General features: G+C 70.4%; 21 protein-coding genes and 2 pseudogenes. 12 read left to right on the forward strand and 11 right to left on the reverse strand.

The genetic code is table 11. The features are described from left to right. Window positions 1–212: 212 nt before the first annotated feature. Complete coding sequence (locus OG210_RS09070) at window positions 213–914, reverse strand: TMEM175 family protein (protein WP_328330688.1); 702 nt, start codon at window positions 912–914, stop codon at window positions 213–215. 132 nt (window positions 915–1,046) lie between these two features. Further along, window positions 1,047–1,451 (reverse strand): hypothetical protein, encoded by a 405-nt coding sequence (locus OG210_RS09075; RefSeq protein ID WP_328330686.1) that lies wholly within the window; start codon window positions 1,449–1,451, stop codon window positions 1,047–1,049. A gap of 100 nt (window positions 1,452–1,551) precedes the next feature. On the opposite strand from OG210_RS09075, the gene OG210_RS09080 reads away from it, so the two are divergent. Further along, window positions 1,552–2,586 (forward strand): LuxR C-terminal-related transcriptional regulator, encoded by a 1,035-nt coding sequence (locus tag OG210_RS09080; protein ID WP_328330684.1) that lies wholly within the window; start codon window positions 1,552–1,554, stop codon window positions 2,584–2,586. Between the two features lie 4 nt (window positions 2,587–2,590). On the opposite strand, the pseudogene OG210_RS09085 reads toward OG210_RS09080, so the two are convergent. Further along, window positions 2,591–2,740: pseudogene (locus OG210_RS09085) on the reverse strand (Uma2 family endonuclease); the annotation flags it as partial. A 2-nt stretch (window positions 2,741–2,742) separates the two neighbouring features. Between OG210_RS09085 and OG210_RS09090 the strand changes: the two are divergent. Both OG210_RS09090 and OG210_RS09095 read left to right on the forward strand, forming a co-directional pair. Then, window positions 2,743–2,967 (forward strand): annotated as a pseudogene (locus tag OG210_RS09090) (Uma2 family endonuclease); the annotation flags it as partial. Between the two features lie 185 nt (window positions 2,968–3,152). After that, complete coding sequence (locus OG210_RS09095) at window positions 3,153–4,991, forward strand: protein kinase (RefSeq protein ID WP_371535709.1); 1,839 nt, start codon at window positions 3,153–3,155, stop codon at window positions 4,989–4,991. Between the two features lie 62 nt (window positions 4,992–5,053). On the opposite strand, the gene OG210_RS09100 is transcribed toward OG210_RS09095, so the two are convergent. Continuing rightward, window positions 5,054–6,862 (reverse strand): ATP-binding SpoIIE family protein phosphatase, encoded by a 1,809-nt coding sequence (locus OG210_RS09100; protein WP_328330680.1) that lies wholly within the window; start codon window positions 6,860–6,862, stop codon window positions 5,054–5,056. A gap of 134 nt (window positions 6,863–6,996) precedes the next feature. Here OG210_RS09100 and OG210_RS09105 point away from each other — a divergent pair, with 134 nt between their 5' ends. Then, window positions 6,997–11,313 (forward strand): HAMP domain-containing protein, encoded by a 4,317-nt coding sequence (locus tag OG210_RS09105; RefSeq protein ID WP_328330678.1) that lies wholly within the window; start codon window positions 6,997–6,999, stop codon window positions 11,311–11,313. Then, complete coding sequence (locus tag OG210_RS09110) at window positions 11,310–11,972, forward strand: response regulator (protein ID WP_328330676.1); 663 nt, start codon at window positions 11,310–11,312, stop codon at window positions 11,970–11,972. The genes OG210_RS09105 and OG210_RS09110 overlap by 4 nt, the downstream gene beginning before the upstream one ends. A gap of 16 nt (window positions 11,973–11,988) precedes the next feature. On the opposite strand, the gene OG210_RS09115 is transcribed toward OG210_RS09110, so the two are convergent. Then, window positions 11,989–12,447 (reverse strand): nuclear transport factor 2 family protein, encoded by a 459-nt coding sequence (locus tag OG210_RS09115; RefSeq protein ID WP_371535713.1) that lies wholly within the window; start codon window positions 12,445–12,447, stop codon window positions 11,989–11,991. 106 nt (window positions 12,448–12,553) lie between these two features. Here OG210_RS09115 and OG210_RS09120 point away from each other — a divergent pair, with 106 nt between their 5' ends. Both OG210_RS09120 and OG210_RS09125 read left to right on the forward strand, forming a co-directional pair. Further along, window positions 12,554–13,351 (forward strand): TetR/AcrR family transcriptional regulator, encoded by a 798-nt coding sequence (locus OG210_RS09120; RefSeq protein ID WP_328330672.1) that lies wholly within the window; start codon window positions 12,554–12,556, stop codon window positions 13,349–13,351. A gap of 330 nt (window positions 13,352–13,681) precedes the next feature. After that, the gene (locus tag OG210_RS09125) at window positions 13,682–16,897 is read left to right on the forward strand and encodes a tetratricopeptide repeat protein (protein WP_371535716.1); all 3,216 of its coding nucleotides are present in this window, start codon (window positions 13,682–13,684) and stop codon (window positions 16,895–16,897) included. Window positions 16,898–17,031: 134 nt separating this feature from the next. Here the strand turns inward: OG210_RS09125 and OG210_RS09130 are convergent, their stop codons facing one another. Both OG210_RS09130 and mca read right to left on the reverse strand, forming a co-directional pair. Then, window positions 17,032–17,265, reverse strand: a complete 234-nt coding sequence (locus OG210_RS09130) for a hypothetical protein (protein WP_328330668.1) — start codon at window positions 17,263–17,265, stop codon at window positions 17,032–17,034. 2 nt (window positions 17,266–17,267) lie between these two features. Next, window positions 17,268–18,149 (reverse strand): mycothiol conjugate amidase Mca, encoded by an 882-nt coding sequence (gene mca / locus OG210_RS09135; protein WP_328330666.1) that lies wholly within the window; start codon window positions 18,147–18,149, stop codon window positions 17,268–17,270. Between the two features lie 97 nt (window positions 18,150–18,246). Between mca and OG210_RS09140 the strand changes: the two genes are divergently transcribed. Together OG210_RS09140 and greA are read left to right on the forward strand one after the other, a co-directional pair. Then, window positions 18,247–18,651 carry a DUF4307 domain-containing protein gene (locus OG210_RS09140; RefSeq protein WP_328330664.1) on the forward strand — a complete coding sequence of 135 codons (405 nt, stop codon included), beginning with the start codon at window positions 18,247–18,249 and terminating at the stop codon, window positions 18,649–18,651. Window positions 18,652–18,812: 161 nt separating this feature from the next. Next, window positions 18,813–19,310: a transcription elongation factor GreA gene (gene greA / locus OG210_RS09145; protein WP_328330662.1), complete on the forward strand. Its 498-nt coding sequence runs from the start codon at window positions 18,813–18,815 to the stop codon at window positions 19,308–19,310. 227 nt (window positions 19,311–19,537) lie between these two features. Here the strand turns inward: greA and OG210_RS09150 are convergent, their stop codons facing one another. The 4 genes from OG210_RS09150 to ilvA all read right to left on the reverse strand — a co-directional run bounded on the left by OG210_RS09150 (window position 19,538) and on the right by ilvA (window position 23,975). Further along, complete coding sequence (locus tag OG210_RS09150) at window positions 19,538–20,392, reverse strand: ABC transporter permease (protein ID WP_328330660.1); 855 nt, start codon at window positions 20,390–20,392, stop codon at window positions 19,538–19,540. Continuing rightward, window positions 20,389–21,432 carry an ATP-binding cassette domain-containing protein gene (locus OG210_RS09155; protein WP_328330658.1) on the reverse strand — a complete coding sequence of 348 codons (1,044 nt, stop codon included), beginning with the start codon at window positions 21,430–21,432 and terminating at the stop codon, window positions 20,389–20,391. The genes OG210_RS09150 and OG210_RS09155 overlap by 4 nt, the downstream gene beginning before the upstream one ends. A 245-nt stretch (window positions 21,433–21,677) precedes the next feature. Further along, the gene (locus tag OG210_RS09160; RefSeq protein ID WP_328330656.1) at window positions 21,678–22,547 is read right to left on the reverse strand and encodes an alkaline phosphatase family protein; all 870 of its coding nucleotides are present in this window, start codon (window positions 22,545–22,547) and stop codon (window positions 21,678–21,680) included. A 198-nt stretch (window positions 22,548–22,745) separates the two neighbouring features. After that, the gene (gene ilvA / locus OG210_RS09165; RefSeq protein ID WP_328330654.1) at window positions 22,746–23,975 is read right to left on the reverse strand and encodes a threonine ammonia-lyase; all 1,230 of its coding nucleotides are present in this window, start codon (window positions 23,973–23,975) and stop codon (window positions 22,746–22,748) included. A 169-nt stretch (window positions 23,976–24,144) separates the two neighbouring features. On the opposite strand from ilvA, the gene OG210_RS09170 reads away from it, so the two are divergent. From OG210_RS09170 to OG210_RS09180, 3 genes are read left to right on the forward strand one after another with little or no spacing between them, the layout of a single operon-like run. Next, window positions 24,145–24,648, forward strand: coding sequence for a MarR family transcriptional regulator (locus OG210_RS09170; protein WP_328330652.1), 504 nt, complete (start codon window positions 24,145–24,147; stop codon window positions 24,646–24,648). A gap of 43 nt (window positions 24,649–24,691) precedes the next feature. Then, window positions 24,692–25,225 (forward strand): sigma factor-like helix-turn-helix DNA-binding protein, encoded by a 534-nt coding sequence (locus OG210_RS09175; RefSeq protein WP_328330650.1) that lies wholly within the window; start codon window positions 24,692–24,694, stop codon window positions 25,223–25,225. After that, complete coding sequence (locus tag OG210_RS09180) at window positions 25,222–25,473, forward strand: hypothetical protein (protein ID WP_328330648.1); 252 nt, start codon at window positions 25,222–25,224, stop codon at window positions 25,471–25,473. Before OG210_RS09175 ends, OG210_RS09180 begins: the two co-directional genes overlap by 4 nt. Window positions 25,474–25,529: the final 56 nt, after the last annotated feature.

Consider the following 25,529-nt stretch of genomic DNA (forward strand, 5'->3'; position numbering starts at 1 on the left):
TGCGGCCCGAAGCCTTGCATGTCCGTCGATCCAAGCACGCCGGCCTGGTCAAGGACCGGGGCGCGGGTAGCGGTGAGGCCGGGCAGGTGGTGTCCTGCCCGGCCTCACTGTGTGCCTCGGGGCCGGGCAGGACACCACCTGCCCGGCCCCGAGCTGCGGAGCGGCTGTCCCCAGGGCTCAGACGGGTGTCCGGGCGCCGGCCGTTCCCGTGGTCAGCGGGCGGTGCGTTGGCGTCGGGAACGCGCCAGCCTCGGCAGGACGGCGAGCAGCAGCAGGCTGTAGTACTGCAGGACGGGTACGGCGAGCGCGATGGCGAAGGCGAGGACCAGGGCGAGGACGTTGAGCCAGCTCTCGGTGTGCAAGTCCTGGGTCCTCCGGCGGGCCTCCGGGCCGTCTTCCTCGAAAAGTGCCGGGGTGGCCTTCAGGATCCTCAGCATGGCGGACCGGCAGACCATGCCGGCCAGGAGGGTCGAGTAGTAGAACGCCGCCACGAACCGGTCGCGGCCGAAGGTGCCGAGCATCTCCGTCGGCAGAGGAAGGACGACGACGGAGAGCAGCCATCCCATGTTCCATACCGTCAGGGAGCGGGTGAACTCCTTGACCGACGAGAAGGTCCGGTGGTGCTCCCGCCAGATGTTCGCGATGACCGCGAAGCTGAGCAGGAAGCTCCAGATCTGGTTGAGGTGACCGGTGATCACCTCCCTGGCGCCCTCGTGGGCGGAGGCGGCTTCCGGGACGAGGTCCACCAGCGGCAGGATCAGCAGGGTGATGGAGATCGCGGTCACCGCGTCGGTGAAGAGCACCACGCGCTCCCCCGAGACACCCCCCTCGAACTTTTCCGCCGCGGGAACCGACGGCTCCGCCTGGCCGGACCCTCCCGTCCCGGTTTCGCCGATGACACCACTGGCGCCCATACGTTCGCACCTCTCTCTTGCCGCCCCGGCGCGCCTGCCGCCGCTGCCGGGCTCTGCTGGTCGTGGGCGTTCCCGTGCACTCTCCACACCCAAGCCGTTGACCAGCATTGATGGATGAGTCTGGACCAAGTCCTAGACTAGTGGCTTGCGTTCGGGCCACCACCGCTGGACGGCCTCGACGGTTGTCGACGGGCTCACGTTGAAACAGAGCTTCGCACCGGGTGCCAGTTCGTGAGTGATGCCGACCAGGACCTCGAAGAGCGGGGTCAGCGCCGGGTCCAGCCGTATGCCTGCGCCGATCACCACGAGGTCGTAGTCCTTCCCGGGCAGCGCGGCGCGGTAGACCGCTTCGGCGGTGCGGCCGTAGTCGAGCAGGCAGGCGTCGACGGTGAAACCGAGTTCCTTGAGCCGGGCCCGCTCGGCGGCCACGCCGGCCCGGACCACTTCTGCGTCGATCTCGGGGAACGCCGCCCGCGACGAGGGCGCGTCATCCACCAGCGCGGGATCAAGTCCGACAATGAGCATGGACGGGGACATGCCGCGATACCTCCTGTGCCTTGCCTTACGTTTCCGGACTGAGGGTAGGCACCGGGGCAGCCACCAGGCCATCCCACACTTCTGGGGTACCGTTCGGCCGGTGAGTCCCCCGGTGGCCCGGCGCGAGGCCGTGCACGACATCGAGGCGATCTGCCGTCTCGACCTCGGCTCCCGGGAGCTGCGACGCCGGATCGCCGAGCGGCTGACGCGGCTCGTCCCGGCCGACTCCTACTGTTTCGGCACGATTGACCCCACCACGTTGCTGATCACCGACGATGTGAGTGCCGGGCTCACGCCGGCCGCGGCCGCAGCAGCCGCGCACAACGAGTACCTCGTGGACGACGTACTGAAGTTCGCAGCGCTCGCCCGCTCCGAGGTGTCCGCGGGCACGCTCGGTGCGGCCACCGGCGGTGACCCGGAGTCCAGCCACCGGTACCGGGCCGTGCTCCCCATGATCGACGCGCGGCACGAGCTGCGGGCGACCTTCGTGGTGGACCGGCGGTGCTGGGGCGCCATCGCCCTGTTCCGCGGCGGCGGGGGGCCAGATTTCACCCCGGCCGACGTCGACGTCCTGCGCCGGCTGTCCGCCCCGGTGGCCGCGGCCCTGCGCCGGGCCGTCCACCGGGCACCCACCGACGCCGCTCCCGGCCCGGCCGAGGCGGGTGTGCTGCTGCTCGATCAGGACTTGCGGCTGCTCTCGGAGAATCCGGCCGCGAAATTCTGGCGGGACGAACTGGCCTGGTCCGGGGCGGAACTGCCCATCGCGGTACTGGAAGTCGCCGCGCGGGGGCGAGGCGCGGTGCTGCCGGCCCACGGGCGGATACGTGGCCGGTCGGGCCGGTGGCTCTCGGTCCACGCCTCGCCGCTGAGCGGTGGCCCGTACCCGGCGCCCCTCGCCGTGACCATGCACCCGGCACCGGCCGCCGAAGTGGCCGAGGTGCTGCTCCTCGCGTACGGGCTCACGCCGCGCGAGCGGGACGTCCTGGAGAGGGTCGTCGCCGGTCTGCCCTCACGCACCATCGCCATGGAACTGCATATCACCGCAGCCACCGTGCAGGACCACCTGAAGAGCGTCTTCGCGAAGACCGGTGTCCGCAGCCGCCGCGAACTCGTAGCGACCATGCTGGGCCTGTGAGCCCGACGACGTCCGGACGGCGGTTGGTGAGCGGAACGTCCTGCAGACGGACGTCGAAGTCCGTATCGGCGTTCCAGTCCGGGCCTGCGGCGGCGTCCAGGGCATTGGCCAGGATCCGGGCCGGCCGGTTGTGCCGCTTGGAGGCGCTCGGACTCGTCGCCCGGCTCGGAGACCACCGACCGGATCGTGAAGGTGGACCAGTACGCCAAGGCCGGCATCCCCTTCTACTGGCGTATCGAACAGGCCGCCACCGGTGTTCCGATCGTCTACACCTATGTTCTCGACCCCGCCACCAAGGTCTACCGGGACGGCGAGATGTTCACCGGCGTGATCAAGGCTGCCGCGCCCTTCTCCGTCACCGTGGACCTGGGAAGCATCTGACAGCGCCGGAGAATCACCCAGGCGAAACGATCACCGGCCGGCGCGACTGCTGCCACCGGGGCCGGTGGGGCAGAACCGTCCCGGTCGTTTCGCACGTCCTCGACTTCACCGGATCATCAATGCCCCTATTCTCAACGGCGTTGCACGGATGACCAGTCGGGACGACTTCGGGGAGCCATACCAGCATGAGCGGTACGAACGGGGACGGGCGCAGCGAGCAGGAAGGCGATGTCGACGGGGGTCTCAAGCCGCTCACCGCCTTCGACCCGGCGCGCGTCGGGCCGTACCTGCTGCTCGGGCGGCTCGGAGCCGGCGGCATGGGGCGGGTGTTCCTCGCGCGGTCGGACAGCGGGCGCACCGTCGCCGTGAAGGTGGTGCACGAGGAGCATGTGTCCGACGAGCGGTTCAAGGAGCGGTTCCGGCGGGAGATCGAGGCGGCCGGGCGGGTCGCCGAGCGGTACACCGCGCCGGTGCTCGAAGCCGGGCCCGACGAGGAGCCTCCGTGGGTGGCGACCGGGTACGTGCCCGGACTCTCGCTGGAGCAAGTCGTACGGCGGCACGGCCCGTTGCCCACCGCGTCGTTGCACACCCTCGTCGACAGGCTGCTGCGCGCCCTGAAGGACATCCATGACGCGGGGATCGTGCACCGCGACCTGAAGCCCTCGAACGTCATGGTGACCGTGGCCGGGGCCAAGGTCATCGACTTCGGGATCGCGCGGGCCGTCGAGACCTCCGTCGAGTCGCTGCTGACCAGTACGGGGATGATTGTCGGCTCGCCCGGCTTCATGGCGCCGGAGCAGTTGCGCGGGCAGGGCGCCAAGCCCAAGAGCGATGTGTTCACCCTCGGGTGCGTGCTCACGTACGCGGCGACGGGGCGGCTGCCCTTCGGCCACGGGGCCAGCAACCAGCACGCCGTCATGTACCAGATCGTGCAGGAGGAGCCGGATCTGGACGCGGTCGAGGACCCCGCTCTCCGGCTGCTCATCGCACGGTGTCTGACCAAGGACGTCGAACAACGTCCGGGCGTGGACGAGTTGTTGGACGATCCCGCGCGGGTCGGGCCGGTGGCCGCCGGGCGGGCATGGCTGCCCGCCGACGTCCTCACGGACATCGCGCAGCAGACCGCCCAGCTGCTCGACGCCGAGGTGCAGCCGCTCCGGGAGGAGCCCGCGGACCGGGCGACCGTCGGCCTGCGCCCATCCGCCGAGCCGGACGTGGCCGTCCCGGCGGGCAGCGGCCGCCCCGAGACGAAGGAGGGGCGTGACCGGCGTCCCCGTCGGCGCCGGACGGTCATCGCGCTGCCCGTTGTCGTCGTTCTCGCCGCCGGGGGAGGCACGATGGCCGTGCTCCAGCCCTGGAGTCACGACATGAACCAGGCGAGCGCCAAGCCGCCGGGCAGCAGCGCGAGCCCTGCTCCTGGCGGGAGCAACTCACCGAGCGGTAGGGCCAGTTCACCTTCCAAGGCGAACAAGGGCAAGGACGGCAAGGACGGCGGGGACGACAAGGGCAAGCCCAAGCAGAAGGCGGACGGCGGGAGCTCGGACGCGCCCGGCGGGAGTGCGACCGCCTCCGGCCACTCGTCGTCCGGCTCCTCCGGTTCCTCGGGCTCCAAGGCAGGCGGCACCTCCGCTTCCAGCGGCTCGTCCTCGGGTTCCGGGGGCACGGGCGGGGGCGGTTCGTCCTCCTCCGGCGGTTCTTCCGGCGGCTCGTCCAACGGCTCCGCGCCACCCGCCATGAAGAGCTACAAGGTGGAGTACACCAACTCCTGCGTCGGCGCGTGCACCATGCCGCTCAAGGTGAGCTGGTCAGCGCTGCCCCGGGCGACCCGCTACGACATCCGCTACACCAACAAGGGCAGCCAGTACACGAAGAAGAACGTCAACACCGTCTACTCCACGGGCGGCACCAGCTACACGATCCAGAGCCCGTACTCCGGCGACGCGATCTGCGTAGCGGTGCGCGCGGCCAACAAGAACGGGGCGTCCGCCTGGGCGCAGACCTGGTGCGGGACCGTTCCCTACTGAGCACGTGGCGGCGGCCAGGTGCCGCGGGGTAGCGCCCGAGCACGTCAACGACAGCGTTCAGGTCAGCCGCCCACGAGCGCCTCATGGGCCACCGCCTGCAGCACCAGGACCGAGAGGTCGTCCTCGATCGGCCCCGTCCCGAATTCGTGCGCCGCCCGCCGTACGTGCTCCGCGAGTGCCTTCGCGCCCAGCCCCATGCCCTGACGGAGTACGTCGGTCAGACCGTCGTCGTCGTCCAACAGGACGTTCCCCCTGCGGCGTTCGGTGACACCATCGGTGACGCACAGCAGGGTCTCGCCGGGCGCGAGGTCAAAGGTGGATGCACGGAATTCGGCGCCCTCGTCGATACCGAGCAGCATCTGGGGCTCGGATGCCGGTTCCACCCTGCCGTCGGTGAACAGGTGCAGCGGCAGGGGGTGGCCGGCGCTTGCGACCGTGCAGCGGACTCCGGCTGCGGGCGGGCCGACGACCAGCTCTCCGTACAGCAGGCTCAGGAAGCGCGACGCGGCCTGCTCGCCTCCGAGCGCCGAAGCCTCGGCGCGGTCTTCCGCCATGGCGAGGTTCAGCCGGCCGAGCACCGACGGGACTCCATGGCCCTCGCGCGCCAGCAGACGTACCAGGTGCCTGGCCAGGCCGGTCACGGACATGGCCTCCGGGTCCTTTCCCTGTACGTCCCCGAGCAGGAAGCACCAGCGGCCCTCCCCCATCGGGAAGACGTCGTAGAAGTCGCCGCCGACGGTCTGCCCCTCGCCGTGCGGCTCGTAGACGATCGCCGTGTCGACACCAGTGATGCTGGCCAGCGTCACAGGCAGCTGTCTGCGCTGGAGGGCGGCGCTGATCGTGGTCTGCCGGGTGTACTCGCGGGCGGTGAACACGGCTTGCGCCAGGCGACGGGCCACGTCCTCCACCATCCGCACCACGGTGTCGGTCATCTGCAGGTGCCCGGCCCGCCCGAGCAGCAGTACGCCCTGGTCGGTGTTCCTGGCGACGAGCGGGAAGGCGAACGCCGAACCCCCCGCGGGGTCGACGCCGGCGGCCTCCGGCCACGGCCAGGGCGTGCCCCCCGTTCGGACCGTGGTGGACGGCGGCTCTCGTTCCAGTTGCTCACGCAGCGGGCTGATGCACTGCTCGTCGACATGCCAGACCCAGGACAGTCGCGGGGCCGCCTGCTGGGTGCTCAGCCAGATGCCGCACCAGTCCGCCAGCCGGGGTACGAGCAGCTGGGCCGCGAGTGCGGTGACCATGTCCTGGTCGAGCTGCCCGGCCAGGAGTTCGCTGGTCTCGGCGAGGAACGCCGGGCCGCCGCGGTCGGCCCACTCGGCGGCGCTCGCGGGGGAATGCGACAGATGCGCGGGCGGCGGGGCGTCACGCCGCTCCGCGACACCGCGGGGCGGCTCTTCTGCCGCCGTCGGCCCCGCTGCGGCCTCCAGGCGGAACCACACTCTCTTCTCCGCTCGCCGGTAGGTCACGCCCCAGGACTCCGAGCGGGCGCGGACCATCTGGAGGCCGTAGCCGTGCCGGGCGTCCGCTGTTCCCTGCACCCCCCTGGAGGGGTGGCGGTCGACGACCTCCACCACGACGGCCGCCGCGGTGGCGGGGTGGTGCTCCAGGCGGCAGACGATGCCGATATCGGTGCCCGCGTACATAACAGCGTTGGTGACCAGTTCGCTGACGAGCAGAACCGCGTCGTCGATGAGATCATCCGGGACCGCCTCGGCGACGGGCGGCGCCTTCCCCCCGTCCGCGGGCTCCGCCTTCCACCCCTGGAGCGACGCACGTACGAATTTCCGCGCCAGGGCGGGCGCCAGCTGGTTCGCCGCCAGGCTCTTCCGGGACACGGAGTCGGTCGCGTGCGGGGGAGATGGGCTCACTGCGCCCCCTGAAATGTTCCGGTATGGGGAAAATACGCATGAGAAGAAGTATTTTGGTGACCTTTATACTATGACATGCGTGACGAAATGAACGTCTGGTGTGCGCCGACGGATGGTGGGTTGGAGGGTGTCCCATGCGCGAGGATCCGGCCCGGCCCGGCGCAGCGCCAGATGGAGAGTGGATCCGCACCAGCGATCTGCGTCCCCTGCTCGCCGCGATGAAAGCCCTTTGCGACGGTGATTTCACGGCACGGGTGGAGGACTCCCGGGAGCGGGGCGAGGTGGCCCTTCCGGACGGTGTGCCGTCCGAGATGGCCGGGGTGTTCCAACAGATCGTTGCGCGGAACGCGCACCTCGCCTCGGAGCTCCAGCGTGTCCGCCATGAGATCACCCGGCAGGGACGGCTGGACGAGCGGATCTCGGCGAGTCCCGGCGCGGGGGCCTGGACGACGAACGTCGATGCCGCAAACACGGTCCTCGAAGCGTTGGTGGTGCCCGTCGCCAAGGCCACCCGGGTGCTCGACGCCGTCGCGGACGGCGACCTGACCCAGCACGTCGACCTGCACGACGGGAGCCGACAGCTCCGCGGCGACCTGCGGCGCCTGGGCATCGGCGTGAACCGTATGGTGGACCAGCTCTCCCTCTTCACCGGCGAGGTGACCCGGGTCGCCCGTGAGGTCGGCACCGAGGGGCGCCTCGGCGGCCGGGCGAAGGCCCAGGGCCTGTCGGGCGACTGGCTCCATGTGACCGAGGCCGTCAATACGATGGCCTCCCGGCTGACGGCGCAGGTACGGGACATCGCGGTCGTGACGACGGCGGTGGCGCGCGGGGACCTGACACAGCAGGTGACGGTCGAGGCCACGGGCGAGCTGCTGGAGCTGAAGCTCACGGTCAACACCATGGTGGATCAGCTCTCCGCCTTCGCCGATGAGGTGATCCGGGTCGCCCGCGAGGTCGGTACCGAGGGTCAGCTCGGCGGCCGCGCCCAGGTCAGAGGCGTCTCCGGGGTCTGGAAGGACCTCACGGACAACGTCAACTTCATGGCGTCCAACCTGACGTCCCAGGTCCGCAACATCGCCCAGGTGACCACCGCCGTCGCCCACGGCGACCTCAGTCAGAAGATCACCGTGGACGCACGGGGCGAGATCCTGCAGCTGAAGTCGACGATCAACACCATGGTGGATCAGCTCTCCGCCTTCGCCGATGAGGTGACCCGAGTCGCCCGCGAAGTCGGCACCGAGGGTCAGCTCGGCGGCCGCGCCCAGGTCAGAGGCGTCTCCGGGGTCTGGAAGGACCTCACGGAGAGCGTCAACTTCATGGCCGACAACCTGACGTCCCAGGTGCGCAACATCGCCCAGGTCGCCACCGCCGTCGCCGAGGGCGACCTCGGAAAGACGATCACCGTGGAGGCCAAGGGGGAGATCCTGGAGCTGAAGTCGACGATCAACACCATGGTGGATCAGCTCTCCGCCTTCGCCGATGAGGTGACCCGAGTCGCCCGCGAGGTCGGCACCGAGGGCAACCTGGGCGGTCAAGCGCAGGTCAGGGGTGCCTCCGGCGTCTGGAAGGACCTCACAGACAGCGTCAACTTCATGGCGCTCAACCTGACGTCCCAGGTCCGCAACATCGCCCAGGTGACCACCGCCGTCGCCAACGGCGACCTGTCGAAGAAGATCGACGTGGACGCACGCGGCGAGATCCTGGAACTCAAGGACACCGTCAACACGATGGTCCAGCAGCTGAGGGCGTTCGCCGACGAGGTGACCAGGGTCGCCCGCGAGGTCGGCACCGACGGACGCCTCGGCGGCCAGGCCCAGGTGCACGGTGTCTCTGGCGTCTGGAAGAACCTCACTGACAACGTCAACTTCATGGCCGACAACCTGACCTCCCAGGTCCGCAACATCGCCCAGGTCGCCACCGCCGTCGCCGAGGGCGACCTGTCGAAGAAGATCGACGTGGACGCACGCGGCGAGATCCTGGAACTCAAGTCCACGATCAACACGATGGTCGACACGCTCTCCTCGTTCGCCTCCGAGGTGACGAGAGTGGCCCGTGAGGTGGGGAGCGAGGGACAGCTGGGCGGCCAGGCCCGGGTGGAGGGCGTGTACGGCACCTGGAAGCAGCTGACGACCAGCGTCAACGAGCTGGCGCTGAACCTGACCACCCAGGTGCGCGCGATCGCCGAAGTCGCCAGCGCCGTGACGCAGGGTGACATGTCCCGTTCCATCCTGGTGGAGGCCGAGGGCGAGGTCGCCGCCCTGAAGAACAACATCAACCTCATGGTGGCGAACCTCCGTGAGACCACCCGGGCCAAGGACTGGCTGGAGTCCAACCTGACCCGTATCGCCGGTCTCATGCAGGGGCACCGCGACCTGGTCGAGGTCGCCGACCTGATCCTCCGCGAGCTGACCCCCTTGGTGAACGCGCAGTACGGCGCCTTCTTCCTGGCCCAGGCGGACGGAGGCCCCGGCGACGACCTCGAACTCCTGGCGGGCTACGCCACCGGGCAGGCCGAAGGCCGCCCGCGCCCCCACCTCGATCTCGGTGCTCCCGGCCACGGGCTCATCAACCAGGCCACCACGGAGAAGCGGCGGATCCTCGTCGACGCGGTCCCTTCGGACTACATCACCATCAGCTCGGGCCTCGGCGCCGCGCCCCCGGCGAGCATCGTCATCCTGCCGATCCTCTTCGAGGACCGGGCCCTCGGGGTCATCGAACTGGCCTCGTTCAGCAAGTTCAGCGACGTCCACCTCGCCTTCATCGACCAGTTCGTGAACACCATCGGCGTCTCCATCAACACCATCATCGCCAACTCCCGTACCGAGTCCCTCCTCTCGGAGTCCCAGCGCCTCACGGCCGAACTGCGCCAGCGCTCCGACGAGTTGCAGCTCACCAACGCCGAACTGGAGGAGAAGGCGGCGCTGCTGGCCACGTCCTCGCAGTACAAGTCGGAATTCCTGGCCAACATGTCGCACGAGTTGCGTACCCCTCTCAACTCGCTCCTCGTGCTCTCCCGGCTTCTCGCGGACAATCCCGACGGTCGGCTCTCCGCCGAGGAGGTGGAGTTCGCCGTCACCATCCACCGGGCGGGCTCCGACCTGCTGCAGCTGATCAACGACATCCTCGATCTGTCGAAGATCGAAGCAGGCCGGATGGATGTGCACCCCAAGACGCTGCCGCTGACCAAGCTGCTCGAATACGTGCGGGCGACGTTCCAGCCGCTCTGTCTGGACCGCGGCCTGTCCTTCGACGTAAAGGTCGGCGAGAACGTACCCGCCGAGCTCTTCTCCGACGAGCAGCGCCTCCAGCAGATCCTGCGCAACCTCCTCTCCAACGCCGTGAAATTCACCTCCACCGGCGGAGTGGAACTGCTCATCGACCGCGCGTCGCCCTCGGACTTCGAGGAGGAGACGCTGCGCGACGCCGACGCGGTCATCGCCCTGGCCGTCAAGGACACCGGAATCGGCATCCCGCCGGAGAAGCTCGAAGGGATCTTCGAGGCGTTCCAGCAGTCCGACGGCACCACCAGCCGTAAATACGGCGGCACCGGGCTCGGCCTCTCCATCAGCCGGGACATGGCGGGCCTGCTCGGCGGCCGGATCGTCGCCGAGAGCGAGACGGGAGCCGGCTCCACCTTCACCCTCTACGTCCCCGCGCGCTACACAAGCTCCTCCACCGCCGTTCTCGCGGTAGAACCACGCCCTGCGGCCGGCACCGCTCCCGCGGCCACCGGACCCACCTCCGCGACGGGCGGGCCCGCAACCGGCCCAGGGCTCGCGCAAGTCGATGTGTTCACCCACCCGGAGCCCGCGCCCCGCAGCGAAGTCGGTCCGCCCGACGTCGTCGACACCGACGACGGCCAGGTCAGCTGGCCGGAGACGACCCGGCTCAAGGACTGGCTGAGCGGACCCTTCTCCGAGGTGCTGGCCAACTGCCGCATCCTGATCGTCGACGACGACATCCGGAACGTCTTCGCACTGACCCATGTGCTGGGACGCGTCGGCATCAGCGTCAAGTACGCCGAGAACGGGCGCGAGGGACTTGAGGTCCTTGACCGGACACCGGACGTATCCCTGATCCTGATGGACATCATGATGCCTGAAATGGATGGATACGAGATGATCTCGGTGATCCGCCGCACACCGCATTTCGCGGACCTGCCGGTCATCGCCCTGACCGCGAAGGCCATGCCCGGCGACCGGGAGAAAGCCATCGAGAGCGGCGCGGACGACTACCTCCCCAAGCCGGTCGACGTCGACCGGCTGCTGTCGATGATCTGCCGGCTCCTCGACCCGCGGACCACCCCGTCACGGTCGCAACCGCGCCCCTCCGACGATGCCGGCGATACCCGCGCCGGGGACCCGGGCGACAGCGGTACGCCCCAGGGTGACAGCGACACCACCACGGACGGGGACGACGGCCGTGGTGGCACCACGGAGCGGCAGCCATGACAACGGCAAGGGGAGCGGCAGCGGACACCTCCAGCATCCTCATCGTCGACGACATGGAGGAGAACCTGGTCGCCCTCGAAGCCGTACTCGACTCGCTGGCCCGGGTGGTCCGCGCGCGCTCGGGCGAGGAAGCGCTGAAGGCGATGCTGCGGCAGGAGTTCGCGGTCGTCCTCATCGATGTTCTGATGCCGGGCATGGACGGCTTCGAGACCACCGCCAACATCAAGGGGCTCGACCAGACGAAGGACGTCCCGATCATCCTGCTGACCGGGGCCGCGGCCGATCCTGACTACGCCTACCGTGGCTACACGGTCGGCGCGGCCGATTTCCTGATCAAGCCGTTCGATCCATGGCTGCTGCGCACCAAGGTCAACGTCTTCCTCGAACTGCACCGGAAGAACCGCCAACTCGTCGATCAGGCAGAGCAGTTGAAACGCCTATTGGCAGCCGACAGCGGCAGTCCCGGACAGGGGGCCGCCACCCGCCCATCCGCCGCACTTCCGGACGAACCCGACCGGCTCGCCGAGGTCGCCGATCAACTCGCCCAGGTGCAGCACCTGCTACGCACCACGGACGGCCCGGACCGGGAGGACTTCGCCGACCGCCTCCGAGCACTGGAGGGGGCCGTGGCGCGGCTCATGGCGGCTCACGAGAGCTAGTGCTGGGCTTGATGTCCTATCCGGCGGTGGACTGCCGGGCAGCCTGGAGCAGCCGGTCGAGGTTGCCGAAAGCGGCAGCACCGCCAAGGGGGTTGGCGTAGTCGCGGGAATGCACGATGAGGCCGTCCCGTACGCGCATGACCATGATGTAGCGGTTGGTGAACGACCGTCCGGTGGGGACCGCTGTGGCCTGGTAGTCGTACTCGGCGATCACGACTTCCGGGTCGGCCGTCTCGTGCAGGGCGACAAGGCCGATCCGTTCGACCCGTATCGACGGCGCGAAGCTTCTGAACCGCGCGCGGTGTCCCTCACGGCCCTCGAATTGCAACGGAACGCCGGGCTGCGCTCCGAACGGCATCTCGATCACGGAGTTCTCGGCGTACAGATCGGCGAGTTCGTCGGGGGTGCCATCGGAGGCGACGCGCAGGAAGCGCTCGGCGACCTCGCGCGGACTGCGTGCGCTGACTTCAGTCATGGTGGACTCCAGAGGTTAGAATCGGAACGCACAGCCCGATTGAAGTTGCGGAACGACCGCCCCGGTTGTCAATCGAGGGGGCGGCGGAAGAGAGGCCGAACCTGCCATGACGGACACAGACGCCCAGGCCGGCCGGCAGTCGCGCGCCGACGCCCGTCGCAATCGGGCCCGGGTGCTGCGGGCCGCCGAGGCCGCGTTCGCCGCCGAGGGAGCCGACGTCCCGCTGGACGAGGTGGCCCGTCGGGCCGGGGTCGGCGCAGGCACCGTCTACCGTCATTTCCCCAGCAAGGAGGCCCTGTTCGAGGCCGTCATCGTTGACCGCATCGCACGAATGGCCGCGGACACCCGCACGATGACCGCGGCCGGCGATCCTGGCGCGGCGTTCTTCACGTTCTTCGCCGAGATGGTCGAGCGAGTCACGTTCAACAAGGCGCTGGTTGCAGCACTGGACGGCCGGGCGCAGATCCGCCCCTCGGTGGCCGCCGGTTTGAAGCGGGAGTTCCGGGAGGCAGTCGTCGCGCTGCTGCTGCGGGCCCAACAGGCGGGAGCCGTGCGTACGGACGTGGACGACGCCGACGTGGTCGCGCTGGCGACCGGCTGTATCGCCATGGAAGCCGGCCGGGGCTCCGCCGGGCGCATGGTGGCCCTGGCTTGCGACGCGTTGCGTCCGGCAGGCGCGACCGAACTGCCGGCCGCCATTGCGGAACCCGTGTCGGAAACTGAATCGACACCGAGTGCGCCCGACTGTAACGAAAATGACGCGTCAGATCGTAACGAAACAGGAGGGGGATTCTGTCCTGTCTGCGGCAGCCCGCTACCGGTCGCTCCAACTGGCCGTCCCCGCAGGTACTGCGGCGATGCCTGCCGCCAGAAGGCCCATCGGCTGCGCGCTCGCCAGAACTGAGTCCCTGCCGCACCGTCCCGAAGAGCCGGCTTCCGGATGGCCCCGCTCAACCGCCTCCATCGCACCCGGGGTGGAGAACCGCCGGCTGAACATGTTCACCGGCCCGGCGGGGGCGGCCCGCACCTCTGCCGTATGACACCGCGGACTGAAAGCCGGCGAGGCCCCGGCACCGTACGGCACCGGTACCGGCACCCACCGCACCTGCCGCACGGCGCCGGTGCCGTGCGGAACCGGTGCCGTTTCCCGGTACACGGCCCGGTTCCCTCGCGTTCGGGCCTCCCACGCAGGACACTTGCATTCCGAACGGAGTATCCCGGAGGGGGAATGCATATGCGGGACGGCCATCGGGCGGAAGCAGAGCGGCTGTTGGCGCGCGCTGTGGAGGAAGAGGTGCGGCGGGCGGGCGGCCGGGCGGATGCGGGGACGCTGCTGGCGCGCGGGCGCGGTGCGCTCGATTCGCTGGCCGGGAGCGCCGCCGACGAGTACGCCGCGTACACCCGCGCACTCGACGCGGCGGAGGCCGAACAGCATCCGCTGTCCGCGGACTTCAACCGCGCGTCCCTGGCAACACCCGCGCTGGTCACCGTGGTTGCCGCCATCGCGGCGTGCGGCGCGGACCTCGCCCTCGGCACCGGCGGCGGGACCGCGGTCGGCTCGGGCCTGGTCGTCGCCGTCGCGGGGGCCGCCGCCACCGTTGCCAGGGTGACCGCGGCGCACTGGCCCGCGGCCCACCGCAGAGCCGGTGCCCAGGGGCAGCCCGGCGGGACCGAGCAGCTGCGGCTCCAGTGGCTGACCGCACTGGAGGTACGGGGCATCCGCCCGTACCTGGACCAGCAGCGGATGCTCGCCGTGCCGCAGAACCAGAAGAAGCCCAAGAGCACGGTGCCGCCGCAGCTGCGCGGCACCGACAAGAGCGCAGCGGCGCGCAGGCGGTCCACGCTCGACCAGTCGTTCAGTCATCTGCCCGAGGCGGACGGGCCGTTCGCGGGGCGCAGGCCGGAGCTGGCACAGATCGCCCAGTGGGTGCACGCCGCCCGGGCCTCCACCGAGACCCGGCCGACGGTCGTGGTGCTGCACGGCGCCCCGGGCTCGGGCCGCACCACCCTCGCCGTCCGCGCGGCGCACCAGCTCAAGGACCAGTTCCGCGGGGCCTGCGTGGTCGATCTGCGCGGCGCGACTCGGGACGAGGCGCCCCTGTCGACCAGGGACGCGCTGCTCCATCTGCTGAACCGGCTCGGCGCGCCGCGCGAGCAGCTGCTCTTCCGGGAACGCTCGTCGCCGGAACAGCAGTTGAAGCGGCTGAGCGAGCTGTACCACCAGCATCTGACCGAGCTGGCCGTCACCGTCGTACTGGACGACGCGTCGGACCCGGCGCAGGTGCGCGCCCTGGTGCCGGAGCGCTCGGACAGCCTGGTCCTGGTGACGTCGGGCGCCCCGCTCGAACTGCCCGGTGACATCCGGGCCTGGGTGCACCAGCTGCCGGTGGAGGCGCTGGACGCGGCGGGTGCGGAGGAGCTGCTGCGGGAGACCGCGGAGGAGCCGGAGAGCCCGTACGACGCCGAATCGACCGGCCTGGTCGCGGAGTTGTGCGGCGGGCTGCCGCTGGCCCTGCGGGTGGCGGGCTCCTCGCTCGGTCTGCGGTCGACGCGCGAACTCGCCGCGCACCTCGGCACGTACCAGCAGCTCGACCCGGTCGGGCGGGCGCTGGCGCTGCGCTACAGCGACCAGCCCGAGCAGGGGCGGCGGCTGCTGCGCCGGCTCGCGCTGGCCGGGCGCGCCAGTCTGGGGGCTGCTGCCGCCGCCGCGCTGCTGGGCGCCGACGACCAGGAGGCGCGGCGGCTGCTGACCCTGCTGTCCCGGGCCGGCCTGATCGACCATGTGCGCGGCAGCCGCTACCGGCTGCACGACACGGTGCGCGCCTTCGCGCAGGCCCGGCTCGACGACGAGGAGCAGCCGCAGGAGCGCACGGCCGCGCAGGAGCGGCTGATCCAGAGCTACGCCGAGCTCGCGGACGCGGTGATCCGGCTGGTGGACGGCAAACTCTCCACCCGCGCGGGCCAGTTCGGGCCGCACGGCTTCACCTCGCTGGACGCGGCGCTGCGCTGGCTGGACGAGGAGTCGAGCTTCATCACCTCCGCGCTGCGCCAGGCGGAGGGCGTCGACCAGGACGTGGTGCTGCATCTGCTGGGCGCCCTCTGCGACTACTGCCTGCTGCGCGGCGACCTCTACCGGCTGGGCGAGATCAGCGAGCTGACGCAGGCCGTCGGGCAGGGGCTGCTCGCCAGGTCGGTGCAGTGGCGTACGGGGATCGCGGCCCGCCAGCTCGGCGAGCTGGACAAGGCCCGTACGACCCTGACCTCGGTGGTCGACCTCTACCACGAGGCGCAGCACGGTGCTGGCGAGGCGCTGGCGCTCTGCTCGCTCGGCATCACCCTGCACCACCAGGGCAATCTGACGGAGGCGGCGGCGCGGCTCCGGGAGGCGATCGCGCTCCAGGCGGCGCCGGAGCTGGCCGCCGACCGCGCCTGGTCGCTGCACGCGCTGGCGGCGGTGGAGCGCGACCTCGGGAATCTGCCGGAGGCGCTGACGCTGCTCTCGACGGCGCTCACCCTGCACCAGGAGAGCGACTCGCTGCACGGCGAGGCGTGGACGCACTTCCAGCTGGGCCAGCTCTGCCTGCGGCTCGGCGACGTGGTGCGGGCGGACGAGGAGCTGCGGACGGCGCTCGACGCGTACGGGCAGACCAGGGACGGGCGGGGCGAGGCCTGGGCGATGACCCAGCTGGCCCGGGCCAGGCTGGTCGAGGGTGACGCGCAGGTCGCGGTGGACCAGCTGCGCCAGGCGCTCTCCCGCCACCGGGACAACGAGGACGCCCGGGGCGAGGCCTGGACGCTCTACTACCTGGGGCAGGCCCTGGAGGAGCGCGGCGACCGCGACCAGGCGGTACGGGAGCTGGAGCGGGCCCGGACGATGTTCTCGCGGATGCGCGACGTGTACGGGCTGGCCTGCGCCCGCCACCATTCGGGGCGGGTCACCCGCGACCAGCGCGCGGCGCAGACGGGCAACCTCCGCAACAGCGGTTTCGCCCGCCAGCTGCTGGCCGACGCGCGGACCGACTTCCACCGGATCGGAGTGGCGCACGGCGAGGCGTGGACCTGTCTGGAGCTGGCCCTGATCGACGCGGGCAACGACCGCGCGGCCCAGGCGCTCCAGCTCTGCGACGAGGCGGCGGCGCTCTTCGCGACGTACGACGACGGGAGGGGCGGCGACTGGGCCCGTTTCCTGCGCTGCACGCTGCTGCCGTACGCGTCGCCGGGCGGCTCGGAGGTGGGCACCGCGGTGGCGGCGGAGGAGCTCTCCCGGCTGATCCGGGCGGAGCACCCGAACCGCGACCCCGGCCTCGCCGAGTGCGCGGAGGCGTACGCCCTGGTCCTGGAGCGCGAGGTGTCGCTGGACGACGGCTGGCAGGCCTGGCTGCTCGGCATGGTGCCGGGCCGGAACGCCCGCGAGATCATGGGCGTACCGGTGACGGCGGCGCGAGGGTAGCCGGCAGGCATCGCGACGGGCCTGAGTGCGTACGGCCGAAGCCGTACGCACGCAGGCCGTACGCACGCAGCCCGTACACCTCAGGCGTACGCGGGGCCGGGCCCCGAAAGCCTCAGCCCTCAGCCGCTCAGTCCTCAGCCCTGCTTCTGCTTGCTCTCGCTCCCGGCCGGTGCCGCCGGCTCGGACTGCTGCTCCGGGGCCTCCTTGAAGGCCACCCGGCCCATGTGCCGGCTCATCGACTTCATCAGCAGCCACACCCCCACGGCCAGGGCCGCGAAGACGAGGAAGCCGAGAAGCCCGGGAGTCACCTTGTTGTCGTCGACCTCGGCCAGAGGGACGAGGTGCGTCAATGCCTGGCTAGCGCTCATAACTAGGCATTGTCCCGGATGCCCGCAAAGAGGTCGTCCTCGGGGAGGGATGTCGGCACGAGAGCCTTCGCGAGCTCGTACTCCTCGGTCGGCCAGACCTCCTGCTGGATCTCCATCGGGACGCGGAACCAGCCGCCGTCGGGGTCGATCTGCGTGGCGTGCGCGATGAGCGCCTTGTCCCGGATCTCGAAGAAGTCCGCGCACGGAATGTGCGTGGTCAGAGTGCGCTCGGCGCGCTCGAACTGCTTCCAGCGCTCCAGCCACTCCGCGTACGGCGACTCGAGGCCGCGCGCCAGCAGCGCCTCGTGCAGCGCCACGGTGCGCGGCTTGTTGAAGCCCTGGTTGTAGTAGAGCTTCTGCGGCTGGAAGGCAGGACCGAACTCGGCCTCGGGGTACTTCTCGGTGTCCGCTGCCGCCTCGAACGCCACCATCGAGACCTGGTGGGTCATGATGTGGTCGGGGTGCGGGTACCCCCCGTTCTCGTCGTACGTGGTGATGACCTGCGGCCGGAATTCCCGGATCAGCCTCACCAGCCGGCCCGCGGCCACGTCGACGTCAGCCAGCGCGAAGCAGCCCTCGGGCAGCGGAGGCAGCGGGTCGCCCTCGGGCAGACCCGAGTCGACGAAGCCCAGCCAGGCCTGGTCGACGCCCAGGATCTCGCGGGCCTCGTCCATCTCCTTCTTGCGGACCTCGTGGATGTTCTCCTCGATGTAGGAGTCACCCTGGAGTTTGGGGTTGAGGATGGAGCCGCGCTCGCCTCCGGTGCAGGTCACGACCAGCACGTCCACCCCCTCGGACACGTACTTGGCCATGGTCGCCGCACCCTTGCTCGACTCGTCGTCGGGGTGGGCGTGGACGGCCATCAGGCGAAGCTGCTCAGTCAAGACAGGATCCTCAGTGATTCGTCGCAATCGGCGGCTTCTATAGTGACCGACTGAGGGGTCGGAAAATTCCGGGATCCCCTGCTCTGGAGGAACGATCATGACGGCGGTTGGCGAACAGCTCCCCGAGGGCCGCTACGGCCGCTCCGCGGACCAGCGCGCGGACCGCAAGCTGAAGATCACCGGAGCGGTGCTCGGCGCCGTGGCGATCGCAGTCATCGGCTGGTTCGGTTACCAGTCCGTCGGCGGCAAGACCGTCAGCGGCGAGGTCATCGCCTGGAACATCGCGTCGGACCACGCGGTCGATGTCCATCTGGAGGTCCGCAAGGACGCCGGACTCCACGGGACCTGCACCCTGCGCCTGCGGGCCACCGACGGTGACGAGGTCGGCCGCAAGGACGCCAGGTTCGACCAGGAGAAGACCCGGATCGACCAGGTCGTCACCGTACGGACCACGTCCAGGGCCACCAGCGTCGAGCTCGTCGGCTGCCAGACCACCTCCTGACCCGGCCGGGCCCGGCGGGCACCCGCCGGATCGGCTCCTGACGCTTCGGTCCTCCCCCTTCGGCTCTTGAATTGTTAGGCTCGTGGTTTCGCCCGCCCCTGGAGGCACATCCTTCTGGGTAGGGCGATGCTTTGTATTTCCGGTACCTACGAGGAGCACCAGTGACCCAGACCAGCGAAAACGTCACCTGGCTGACCCAGGAGGCGTACAACCAGCTGAAGGCTGAGCTGGAGTATCTGTCGGGTCCCGCACGCTCGGAGATCGTCACCAAGATCGCGGCCGCCCGCGAGGAGGGTGACCTGCGCGAGAACGGCGGGTACCACGCGGCCAAGGAGGAGCAGGGCAAGCAGGAGCTGCGCGTACGCCAGCTGACCCAGCTGCTCGAACACGCGAAGGTCGGTGAGGCCCCCGCGGCCTCCGGCGAAGCGGCTCCCGGCATGGTCGTGACCATCGCCTTCGACGGCGACGAGGACGACACGATGACGTTCCTGCTCGCCTCCCGCGAGTACGCGAGCTCGGACTTCGAGACGTACTCCCCCCAGTCCCCACTGGGCACTGGTGTGATCGGCAAGAAGGTCGGCGAGAACGCCGAGTACGAGCTGCCGAACGGCAAGACGGCCACGGTGAAGATCCTCAAGGCCGAGCCGTTCCAGGGCTGACCCGGACGCAGGGCACCGACTGAGCCCCCGGCCGCGCACCGCGGCCGGGGGCTCAGTCGTGCGGGCGGTACGCGACCGTGCAAGCGGTACGTGCCCGCAGTGCCGGGGCCGGGCCGTCCCGGGGTCAGGCCGTCCCGGGGTCAGGCCCCGGGGGCTCAGTCGTGCGGGCGGTACGCGACCGTGCAAGCGGTACGTGCCCGCAGTGCCGGGGCCGGGCCGTCCCGGGGTCAGGCCGCTGCCGAGCGGTACTTGCGGACGGCCAGCGTGCGGAAGACCGCGAAGATGACCAGCGACCAGATCAGCGAGGCCCAGACCGGGTGCTGCATGGGCCAGGCGTCCGACGTCGACACGCCCGGGTTGCCGAAGAGGACCCGGCAGGCCTGGACGGTCGCACTGAAGGGGTTCCACTCGGCGATCGGCTGCAGCCAGCCGGGCATCATGGCCGTCGACACGAACGCGTTCGAGACGAAAGTCACCGGGAAGAGCCAGACGAGCCCGCCCGATGTGGCCGCTTCCGGCGTGCGGACCGTGAGGCCGATCAGCGCGCCGATCCAGGAGAAGGCGTACCCGAGCAGAAGCAGCAGTGCGAAGCCGCCCAGTACCTTCCCGATGTTCTCGTGGGTGCGCCAGCCGACGAGCAGGGCCACGATCGCCAGCACCACCAGAGTGAGCGCCGTCTGGACCAGGTCGGCGATGGTACGTCCGGTGAGCACCGCGCCCCGGGCCATCGGCAGCGACCGGAACCGGTCGATCAGGCCCTTGTGCATGTCGTCGGCGATGCCAGCTCCGGCACCGGCCGTGGCGAAGGTGACGGTCTGGGCGAAGATGCCGGCCATCAGGAAGTTGCGGTAACCCACGGCGCTGGTCGAGCCGTTGACGACCAGGGACCCGCCGAAGACGTAACTGAAGAGCACCACGAACATGATCGGCTGGACCAGGCCGAAGACCACGATCTCGGGGATACGGGTCATCCTGATCAGATTGCGTTTGGCGATCACCAGGGAGTCGCCGGCCGACTGGACGAGCCCGCCGCGCGGCCGCGGGGCGAGCGGCTTGGGTGCGGCATCCGTGACGGCGCTCATTTGCCGGCCTCCTCGACGCTGGTGGTTGCGTTGCCCGCGGGGGTGCGGTCCGCGGGGGTGCCGCCTCCGCCACCGGGGTCGGACCGGGTCCCGTTCTCCGCCTCGGCCACATGGCCGGTGAGCGAGAGGAACACGTCGTCGAGCGTGGGGCGGCGCAGCCCGATGTCGTCGATCTCGACGCCGCGCGCGTCCAGCTCCCTGATGACCTCGGCGAGCAGCTTGGCGCCGCCCGCCACCGGGACGGTCAGTTTCCGGGTGTGTTCCGCGATGGCGACGTCTCCCTTGCCCAGGGTGGCCAGCACCTCGCGGGCGGGGCCGATCTGGCCGGCCCGGTGGACGACGACCTCGACGCGCTCGCCGCCCGTGCGGGCCTTGAGCTGGTCCGACGTACCGCGGGCGATGACCTTGCCGTGGTCGATGACACAGATGTCGTGGGCCAGGTGGTCGGCCTCTTCGAGGTACTGGGTGGTGAGCAGCAGCGTCGTACCCCCTGCCACCAGGTCCTGGATGACCTCCCAGAGCTGCTGGCGGTTCCGGGGGTCGAGCCCGGTGGTCGGCTCGTCCATGAACATCACGGGCGGCGACACGACGAGGGCGGCGGCGAGGTCGAGCCGTCTGCGCATCCCGCCGGAGTACGTCTTGGCGGGGCGGTCGGCCGCGTCGGCGAGGTGGAAGCGGTCGAGCAGCTCGACCGCACGCCGCTTCGCGTCGCGTCCGGACATCTGGTAGAGCTGCCCGACCATCTGGAGGTTCTCCCGGCCGGTGAGGTACTCGTCGACCGCGGCGAACTGCCCGGACAGACCGATCGACCTGCGTACCTCCGTGGGGTGCTTGAGCACGTCTATCCCCGCCACGACCGCCCGCCCGCTGTCGGGCTGCAGCAGGGTCGTCAGGACCCGGACGGCCGTCGTCTTGCCGGCGCCGTTGGGCCCGAGCAGGCCGAGGACCGTGCCCTCCGGCACATCGAGATCCACTCCGTCCAGTGCTCGTACGTCACCGAAGGTCTTCACCAGACCCTCGGCATAGATGGCGCCAGGCATAGGGGCTCCCCCATTTTGCATTTTTGGGCACTTTTACGGACACATCGTAAATTTGACGCAGCCATACCGCCCTCCGGCGGGCGGCGCGGGCCACACACTAACGCGATGTATCGCGTCTTCCCAGAGGTTTTACGAATCGGCATCCGGTTCTGTACGGCCGCACTGCCCCGTACGGCCACGGGCCGGCGGAGTCGCTCCGCCGGCCCGTGGTCATGCGTCGTGCACAGTCGCGATCAGGTGATGTGTCAGGAGGTCCAGACGCCGCTGATGTCGGACGCCGAGGCCGACTTGCCGGCGTGCGGCAGACCGTACATGTCCTCGACGCTGTGCAGCAGGTCGTAATGGCTGTACCGGGTCGACGAGCTGCTGCCCGCGGTGACCGGCTGGCCGTAGAGGACCGTCGGGATGTTGTTGCTGGTGGTGCCCTCGTCCTCGTCGGTCGTGATGGCCAGCACGCTGTTGTGGGTCCTGGCCCAGGTCGCGTACGCGCCGAGGTTGTCCCGCAACCAGGTGTCGCCCTGCTTCACGGTGCCGTCGTGCATGTCGTTCTGCAGGTTCGGGATGACGAACGACACCTGCGGCAGCTTCGTGAAGTCGGACGGGAACTGGCCGAACGTGTCCGCGGTCGAGGCCGGCACATTGCTGAAGCCGAACCACGGGTTGTGCTTCTGCGCGTACGAACCGCTCTTGCAGGTGGTGCTGCCCTGCGCCGGCAGCGACTCGTTGTAGCTGCCCCAGGTCTTGCCCGCGGCGATCAGTTCGGAACCGAGGTTGTGCGCCGCGCTGAAGCCGGGGGTGACACAGGTGTCGTCGGTGATGCCCTGGGTGTCGCCCGAGAACAGCGCGTAGTAGTTCGGCTGGCTCGGGTGGGTCTCGGCGTGCATGTTCGTCAGGTTCGCCCCGCCGGCCACCAGGGAGTTGATGTACGGGGCGTCGGGGCTGCCGATGATCTGGTCGTACCCGTGGTTCTCCAGCACCACCACGATGACGTGGTCGGGGGTGGGAACGGTGGCGGCCTGCGCCGGGGCGGCTCCGGCCCAGGCGGCAGCGATGCCCACGGCGGTTGCCAGGGCGACGAGGGTGCGGCGGGGCGTGCGGAGCGTGGTTCCAGGCACTGCGGTCCTCCGATGAGTGGGGAAGTACGCGTGGTGCGGAGCCTCGTAAGAGTAGGAACCCGGCTGTCCCGTGAGCTGTCGCCGGACAGTGAACGTTCAGGGAACATTGTGGACCCCTGGCGAGCACCCGGCCATGCGTCGCCACCCACCTTCATGTGCCGGCACGCCTCACGCCGCACTAGCCGCACGCAGCACGCCTCACCCGATGACGGTGTACCCCGATTCCCGCAGCGCGGCGCCGACCTCGGTGCAGTGCTCGGGGCCCTTCGTCTCCAGATGCAGCTCCACCTCGACCTCGCTCAGACCGAGCCGCGGATCGGTCCGCACATGGCTCACATCGAGCACGTTGGCGTCGGCCACCGAGAGCACGCGCAGCAGCGTCGCGAGCGCACCGGGGCGGTCGGTCAACCGGAGCCGCAGCGACAGGAAACGGCCTGCGGCCGCCATCCCGTGCGTGAGGATGCGCTGTATCAGCAGCGGGTCCACATTGCCGCCCGACAGCACCGCGACCACCGGCCCCTCGAACCCCCCGGGGTCGCTCAGCAGCGCGGCGACCGGGCTGGCACCGGCCGGCTCCACGACCATCTTGGCCCGCTCCAGGCAGAGCAGCAGCGCGCTGGACAGCTCGTCCTCGGAGACCGTACGGACCTCGTCCACCAGCTCCCGGATGATCCCGAACGGGACGTCCCCCGGGCGGCCCACCTTGATGCCGTCGGCCATCGTCGCCTGCGCCTCGACCGTCACCGGGCGCCCCTCGGCGAGCGAGGGCGGATACGCGGCGGCGTTCGCCGCCTGCACGCCGACCACCTTCACATCGGGCCGCAGCGCCTTCACCGCGACCGCGATGCCCGCGGCCAGCCCCCCGCCGCCGATCCCCACGACGATCGTCCGCACCTCGGGGCACTGCTCCAGGATCTCCAGGCCCACCGTGCCCTGCCCGGCGATGATGTCGGCGTGGTCGAAGGGGTGGATGAAGACGGCGCCCGTCTCCTGCGCGTACTCCTCGGCGGCGGCGAGGGTCTCGTCGACCACCTGCCCCTGCAGCCGGACCTCGGCGCCGTACTCACGGGTCGCGGCGACCTTCGGCAGCGGAGCGCCCACCGGCATGAAGACCGTGGAGCGCACCCCCAGCAGCGACGAGGCCAGAGCGACGCCCTGCGCGTGGTTGCCCGCGCTGGCCGCGACGACCCCGGCCGCGCGCTCCTCGGGGGTCAGCCCGGCGATCCGGACATAGGCGCCGCGCAGCTTGAACGAACCGGTCCGCTGGAGGTTCTCGCACTTGAAGCGGACCGGTGACCCGACGAGGCGCGAGAGATGTCTGCTGCCCTCGACCGGCGTCGTCCGTGACACTCCGGAGAGCATCTTCTGCGCTCCGAGGACGTCGTCAAGGATCAGCGGCGGCAGGGGGTGTGACGTACCGAAGCTCATGACGCCAAGTCTCGCAGCTCGGCGCCGTCCGGGCCGCCGGAGCCCGGCGGCCCGGCAACGGCTCGACCGTCATGTTCACAACGGTTGAAGCAGCGCAGGTACGGGCCCGCTCCGGGCCGCGTACTCTGTCCCCCACTGTCCGTCCACCGCACGAAGAGAGCCCCCGGCCATGCCCCTTTCTCAGGACATGACTTCTGATATCGACCCCGGCTTCCTCGATGCCCTCCAGCACCAGGTGGCCCTCTTCGCCCGTCGCGCCGAGCAGACCCGGATGGGAGGCGTCGGCCAGATGCGCAACTCGATGGACCGTGCGGCCTATCTGCTGCTCAACCGGCTGGACCGGGAAGGTCCGATGGGGGTGAAGGCGCTGGCCGCGAGCATGGGCATCGACTCCTCGACAGTGACCAGGCAGGTCGCCCCGCTCGTCGACACCGGTCTGGTCAAGCGCACCTCGCACCCCGAGGACGGGCGTGCGGTCGTCCTGCAGCTCTCCCCGCGCGGCGAGACCCGCCTGGAAGAGGTGCGCTCCTCGCGGCGCGAGCTGATGGCCCAGGTCACCGAGGGCTGGACGCAGGAGGACCGCGAATCCTTCTGCACCCTGCTGACCCGCTTCAACTCGTCGCTCTCCACCCGTACGGCAGGCCCCCAGGAGCCGGGCACGCCGACCTCTTGACCGGGTGCCGCGGCCTGCTCTCAGATGAGAGCAGGGAGGCACTGTGCGGGAGCGGACAGCAGCACGGGAACGCCGCCGCGACGAGGAGTTCGAGTCTTTCGTCGTGGGTGCGGCCGGACGGCTCCTCCATGCGGCCGTACTGCTGACGGCCGAGCCCGCCGGCGACACCCCGAAGGCGCGGCGGCTGCTGCTGGCGGCGCTCTCCCGTACGTACGCGCACTGGGACCGGCTGCACGGCGACGACCCGTACGAGCACACCCGTCAGGAGCTGGCGGCCCGCTTCGCCCACAGCGCCTGGCGCCACCGCCGCCCGCAGCTGCCGGTCCGTCTGCCGGGCCGGGCGGCCGGAGCCGGTCCCCTGAACCCGGCGGGCGGCGGCGTACTGGAGCGGCTGACTCCGCAGGAGCGCCTCATCGTGGTGCTGCGGCTGTACGAGGGGATCGCCGAGGAGCAGGTCGCGGCGGCGGTCGGCCTTCCGGCGGAGCGGGTCCGCGCGATCTGCGGCCATGCGACGGCGACCCTGCGCAGCACCCCGCCGGAGGCCGCGCCCCGGCTGCCCGAGGTGGCGACGCCATGAGCCTGCCGGACCGCAAGGAGGAGATGGTCCGGCGGATGCTGAACGGGCCGCATCCGCCGGTCCCCGCCGACCTGGCGGTCCGGGCGGCGGAGCGCGGCACCCGGATACGGCGCCGCCGCACGGTGGCCCGGAGGGTGGCGTGGCTGCTGCTGGCGACGGCGCTCGTGGTGTTCGTGGTGTGGGCGACGCTGACACAGCCGTGGGCGCCGCCCCCGGCCCTGACGACCCCGCCGGTGGAGGGCTACTGAGCGGGGCGGGCCGGGATGCGGTCGGCAGCAGGCCCTTCCCGCTGCCGACCGCATAC

It is taken from the genome of Streptomyces sp. NBC_00466 (assembly GCF_041433995.1).
In the GTDB taxonomy this organism is placed as follows: domain Bacteria; phylum Actinomycetota; class Actinomycetes; order Streptomycetales; family Streptomycetaceae; genus Streptomyces.

Excerpts from the sequence above, each read along its gene's own strand:
- OG210_RS09075 (WP_328330686.1), bottom strand. The coding sequence starts at position 1,451 with ATGTCCCCGTCCATGCTCATTGTCGGACTTGATCCCGCGCTGGTGGAT.
- OG210_RS09150 (WP_328330660.1), bottom strand. The coding sequence starts at position 20,392 with ATGAGCGCCGTCACGGATGCCGCACCCAAGCCGCTCGCCCCGCGGCCG.
- OG210_RS09125 (WP_371535716.1), top strand. The coding sequence starts at position 13,682 with ATGCGGGACGGCCATCGGGCGGAAGCAGAGCGGCTGTTGGCGCGCGCT.
- OG210_RS09120 (WP_328330672.1), top strand. The coding sequence starts at position 12,554 with ATGACGGACACAGACGCCCAGGCCGGCCGGCAGTCGCGCGCCGACGCC.
- OG210_RS09170 (WP_328330652.1), top strand. The coding sequence starts at position 24,145 with ATGCCCCTTTCTCAGGACATGACTTCTGATATCGACCCCGGCTTCCTC.
- OG210_RS09130 (WP_328330668.1), bottom strand. The coding sequence starts at position 17,265 with ATGAGCGCTAGCCAGGCATTGACGCACCTCGTCCCTCTGGCCGAGGTC.
- OG210_RS09105 (WP_328330678.1), top strand. The coding sequence starts at position 6,997 with ATGCGCGAGGATCCGGCCCGGCCCGGCGCAGCGCCAGATGGAGAGTGG.
- OG210_RS09070 (WP_328330688.1), bottom strand. The coding sequence starts at position 914 with ATGGGCGCCAGTGGTGTCATCGGCGAAACCGGGACGGGAGGGTCCGGC.
- ilvA (WP_328330654.1), bottom strand. The coding sequence starts at position 23,975 with ATGAGCTTCGGTACGTCACACCCCCTGCCGCCGCTGATCCTTGACGAC.
- OG210_RS09180 (WP_328330648.1), top strand. The coding sequence starts at position 25,222 with ATGAGCCTGCCGGACCGCAAGGAGGAGATGGTCCGGCGGATGCTGAAC.
- OG210_RS09140 (WP_328330664.1), top strand. The coding sequence starts at position 18,247 with ATGACGGCGGTTGGCGAACAGCTCCCCGAGGGCCGCTACGGCCGCTCC.
- OG210_RS09115 (WP_371535713.1), bottom strand. The coding sequence starts at position 12,447 with ATGACTGAAGTCAGCGCACGCAGTCCGCGCGAGGTCGCCGAGCGCTTC.
- OG210_RS09110 (WP_328330676.1), top strand. The coding sequence starts at position 11,310 with ATGACAACGGCAAGGGGAGCGGCAGCGGACACCTCCAGCATCCTCATC.
- OG210_RS09155 (WP_328330658.1), bottom strand. The coding sequence starts at position 21,432 with ATGCCTGGCGCCATCTATGCCGAGGGTCTGGTGAAGACCTTCGGTGAC.
- OG210_RS09095 (WP_371535709.1), top strand. The coding sequence starts at position 3,153 with ATGAGCGGTACGAACGGGGACGGGCGCAGCGAGCAGGAAGGCGATGTC.